This window comes from Bacillus subtilis subsp. subtilis str. 168, from assembly GCF_000009045.1.
Taxonomy (GTDB): Bacteria; Bacillota; Bacilli; order Bacillales; family Bacillaceae; genus Bacillus; species Bacillus subtilis.
In genome coordinates this window covers 1,788,414-1,792,805 of the sequence record NC_000964.3, presented here as the reverse complement: position 1 = coordinate 1,792,805, position 4,392 = coordinate 1,788,414, and the positions used below count along the sequence as shown (strand labels likewise).

Sequence of the window (4,392 nt, the reverse complement as noted above, 5' to 3'; positions counted from 1 at the left end):
CACGCTGCCTCCATTTCACCTGCAAAATTTATATATATTTTCAGTTAATTACCATATAAACCTTTGATTCTACTTTTGACTTCTTCATGATGAAATGTTTTCTCATGCATCATCAATTCCTGTTCAATGACGCGCGGCAGCTGATCGCGAAGCGGGGCAACCAAATGATCTTTCAGTGTAACCAGTGAGTTTCTCGGCTTTTCCGCCAGTTCTTGCGCCAGCTCCACTGCATAATCTAACACTTCTGCACGGGGCAGCACCTTAAAAGGAACCCCTCTTTTTTCAAGATCAGCTCCGCGGTAGCTGCCCGCATTCAATAATATTTCCTGGGCCAGGCTGAAACCCAGTTTTTTAGGAACGATAAAGGTAGCGCCCATTCCAGGCGTAAATCCGTATTTCATAAAATTAGCCGTATACACGCTTTCTCTGCTCAGAATGACAATGTCAGCAAAGAGCCCCATGACAAAGCCGCCTCCAATTCCATGGCCCTGCATTGCCGCAATAACTGGAATCTCGCAATCCAGCGCCAGAGAATAAAGATTGTCATCAGTGAACTTGGTCAATCCCTGTTGAATTCGAAGCAGTCCTTCTTGCGTTCCTCCTGAAGCAAAATAATTATCATATCCTGTCAAAATGACCGCTTTGTATTTGGGATTCTGCCGTATGTATTCAAACGCTTGAATTAAATCGTCTGTAAGTTCTTGTGAAAACGCGTTTTTATGAGTGCGATCTTGCATCTTTACCTGAATAATGGCGGATTCAATTTCGATAAGCTCTACAACAGAATGCGTCATGATGTCCTCCTAACGGTTCTGATTGTCATTTTTAAACGGTTACTGATCCTCCCATGGGAATTGTCCTGTTTCAACATACCTGATGATTCCCATTTGGTTTTGAGGATCAGAAAACATGTCTTGATTTGCAGTTAAAGCGGTGGCTTTCGCACGACTGACTTGATGATCAAGTGAGCTCATAAACTGTTTATAATGTGCGATTCCTTTTTTATTCAGCCTCCGCAAACGCAATAAATGCTTTCTCAGCAGCACGTCACTTTCAGCATCAAAAGCATCTATTAACCCCCATTCACTGGCTTCCTGAACGGAAATCGGCTTTGTCATAAGCGTCATATAATGCGCTTTCTGCCGGCCGATACGGCGGATCAGAAACGGTAAAACACAAGCAGGGTACAGGCCGAATAGCAGCTCAGAGAGACTGAATGACGCCGTCTGATCAGCAATGGCAATATCTGTGGCAGATACAAATCCAAGACCGCCGGCATTCACTTTTCCCCTGACATGCGAAATCGTGACATAAGGGCCGGTCTGCAATTTCATCCACAAATCATAGAGAGGCTCTTGGGAGCTTGCCTGTTTTCTGCCCCTTTTCATTTCCTGATAGATTTCTTGAAAATCCGCTCCGAAACAAAACACCTCGGGAAGCCCCTCTAAAACGACAACCGTCACCGTTGATGTTTCACATTGGTTTAACACTTGCAAGCATTCTTCTATCAGCGTGTCATTAATCGTATTATTCGCTTCAGGACGGTGAAAGGTAATATAGCAAACCGATGCTTGAAAGCGGACCTTTATCGTTTGATAGGTCACGAGATCCACCTGTACTTCCGATGAAACTCAGAAATTTCTTCTAAAAACAAGCGCGGCTTCTCTTGAGTGGACTGCATGATGCCCGGTATCATCTCAAAGTCCAGCTTTACATTGCGCGTCCCAAACCGCACCATCCCGCTCCCCTTAAACAATAGCTCATACTCTTCCATGGAGAGCTGATACCGGCGATCCAAATGCTTCTCAATACCAAATGTTCGCTGACGCTCCTGGCCTTGCGGAGTTGTAATTCCGCTGTAAAATTCAGAACAGCAGCCGGATCCGTAGGAAAAACAGCCAATTCGTTTAGGCGTATCAAATCTCCCTTGGTCTATCGTGCTGGCCAATGCCAGAAACAAGGCTGCCCCCATAATATTTCCAACCCGTTGACAGTAGTTTAAACCTGGTTTTACCCGAGTTAAAAAATCCGTCTCAATCCCGGATGTTTTCACCTTCGCTACCTTACGCATCATTGTCCGGTGCGCACCTTTCACCATCCCGCCAAAGGGCGTATGGTAAGCAAGATATTGAAACGTGTCCTGATAATTGGCACCCGGTACACGCTTTTGATATTCCAGAAAAGTCTGTTCGCAGCAATCCAAATATGACATTAAAGACAGATCAGAATCTCCCGCTTCACTGTCGGGAATGGGGCGGCACGTGTCCATCACTTCATAGCCGTAATAACCATTTGCTCCGGGATCTATTTGAAACACCTCGGGATTTTCGCCAACTAAAACGGCCACCGCTCCCGCTCCGGCGCTCGGTTCCGCATAAGACCAATCTTCGCTTAAAGCGTCTCCGCCCTCAGCGATTAAAAAACGTGAAATATCACTGGCGATAACCAGTGCTTTGGCACCCGGAGAAGTCTGGGATAATATAAAATTCACCGCCATCTGAAATCCCGCTGTCCCTGAATAACACGCCTGTTTAACCTCAAACAAACGGCAGTTGCGGTTGAGACCTAAATATTCATGGATATATGTACTTAACGATTTCCCAAAGTCGATCCCGGATTCAGAGCAAGTGATCAGCAATTCAATCCGGTCCTTCTCTGCTTCAGATAAAGCATCAATAATCGGCTTAGCTGCATTGACTCCGAAGGTCACGGGATCTTCATAAGGCAGTGCTACCGCTTTTTCTTTCATTAATAAATTTTCAAATCTCGCAGTATCTAAGTGTCTGTATTTGGCCAGCTCCATGACATCAAGGTATGCCGTTCCGCCAAAGACATTCATCGCTTCTATTCCGGCTGAAACCATTTATGATTCGCCTCCACATTTCTCAATGTTTTGTATACAAACCGCGGTGTTCATTCCGCCAAACCCCATGCTTAAGCTCAGCGCATTTTTGATGCGGTATGAAATCGATTTCTCATTTACCCAATGAAAGGAATCATCGATTGGATGATCCAAATTCCTGCTCGGATGCAGGGCAGATTTTTTCATTTGCAGCAAAACAGAAATAATCTCTACGATGCCCGCCGCACTAAGCCCGTGTCCGGTTATCGATTTTGTTGCATTGATATAAGCATGGGAAAGCCGGCATGCACGGAGCGCCTTTAATTCTATTTCATCTCCAATAAAAGAGCCTGTTCCATGAGGATTAATATAATCAATATCTTCTGGTAAAAGCCTGGCACGCTCCAGTGCCTTCTGGATGACATGAATCTCTCCTTCTAATGAAGGATCAGGATTCCGGTTTCCGTCCAGTTTGATTGACCAGCCAGACAATGCTGCATAAGGTTTTAGACCTCTTCGTAAAGCCGTCTCCTTTCGTTCTATTACCAATGCACCGCACGATTCTCCATAGATAAACCCGTCTCTGTTTTGATCGAAGGGACGGCACGCATTTTCAGGTTCATCAGCATATTTGTCCGTCCCCATAGCGCCTAAAGCCCTTAGCGCCTCGCATTCCATATAAGAAAGATCCATTAAAGCACCAAGTGCTATGCAAGTATCAACTTCGCCTGACAGGACTTGCTGAATCGCATGAATGACTGCTAACTGGCCGCTGGCCGAAGCTCCTCCCACCGTATATGCTAATCCCGTGATGCCAAACTGATCTGTACATATCCCGCAAAGATCGCTGTCCATGAAAGACAGACCATACGCCGGAGAAATAAAACCGGAGCGGTCTTGATACCTTTCATAAACTTCAAAGTTTTCTCTCTGTTGAAAATTTGATCCGCCAACAACCAGTCCGATACGTGAGGAATCTGCATCGTCCAATTCAGCCTCCTCCCAAGCCTCTGTGAGAGTTACCAATGCAGCGCGGCTGGAGAATGATGCTTTTCGCAACATTTTTTTAGAGAGTCGGTCAGGATAAGACAATGACGCAATTTCGGCTCCGATAAACCGGCTGTCTTTTTGTCTGCCTGAACGCTTCATGACATCAAAGGCATGTCTGCCGGACAGCAGCGAGGAAGCAAAGTCCTCTTTCCCTTGACCGATAGAGGCCGTAACGCCTACACCGGTCACCACCACCTCAGGCAGATTGCACTTTGTCATAAAGCACCTCAGCTAATTCACCGATGTTTTTCACCCCGGATAGCTCAATGCGAGGGATTTTTAACGATAAATCCTCTAGCACCATCGTGATAATTTCAGCTCTGTCTACAGAGTCAGCTCCTAGCTCAACTAACTGATCTTCAGGCTCAAATCTGTGTCCGTCTAATTCAGGAAGCACCTCGCAAATATTGGTGATTAATACTTCAAAGATTCTCTGTTTATCCATAATGCGCTCTCTCCTTCAAGGGATTATTTTAATGATTTTTATAGGTATATTTTCA

General features: G+C 45.4%; 5 protein-coding genes. All 5 read right to left on the bottom strand.

The features are described 5' to 3' along the window. Window positions 1–44 precede the first annotated feature (44 nt). Genes pksI through acpK form a run of 5 tightly spaced genes read right to left on the bottom strand, consistent with a single transcriptional unit; the run spans window position 45 to window position 4,337 of the window. Window positions 45–794: a decarboxylase involved in bacillaene synthesis gene (pksI, locus tag BSU_17170; protein NP_389597.2), complete on the bottom strand. Its 750-nt coding sequence runs from the start codon at window positions 792–794 to the stop codon at window positions 45–47. Window positions 795–833: 39 nt separating this feature from the next. After that, window positions 834–1,613, bottom strand: a complete 780-nt coding sequence (gene pksH / locus BSU_17160) for an enoyl-CoA hydratase for bacillaene biosynthesis (RefSeq protein ID NP_389596.1) — start codon at window positions 1,611–1,613, stop codon at window positions 834–836. Then, a complete protein-coding gene (pksG, locus tag BSU_17150; RefSeq protein ID NP_389595.2) occupies window positions 1,601–2,863 on the bottom strand; it encodes an acetyl-S-AcpK beta-ketothioester bacillaene intermediate transferase in 1,263 nt (420 codons plus the stop codon). Before pksG ends, pksH begins: the two co-directional genes overlap by 13 nt. Further along, window positions 2,864–4,111, bottom strand: a complete 1,248-nt coding sequence (gene pksF, locus BSU_17140) for a decarboxylase converting malonyl-S-AcpK to acetyl-S-AcpK for bacillaene-related polyketide synthesis (protein NP_389594.2) — start codon at window positions 4,109–4,111, stop codon at window positions 2,864–2,866. Continuing rightward, window positions 4,089–4,337 carry an acyl-carrier protein involved in bacillaene synthesis gene (acpK, locus tag BSU_17130; RefSeq protein ID NP_570904.1) on the bottom strand — a complete coding sequence of 83 codons (249 nt, stop codon included), beginning with the start codon at window positions 4,335–4,337 and terminating at the stop codon, window positions 4,089–4,091. The genes pksF and acpK overlap by 23 nt, the downstream gene beginning before the upstream one ends. Between the last annotated feature and the right edge of the window lie 55 nt (window positions 4,338–4,392).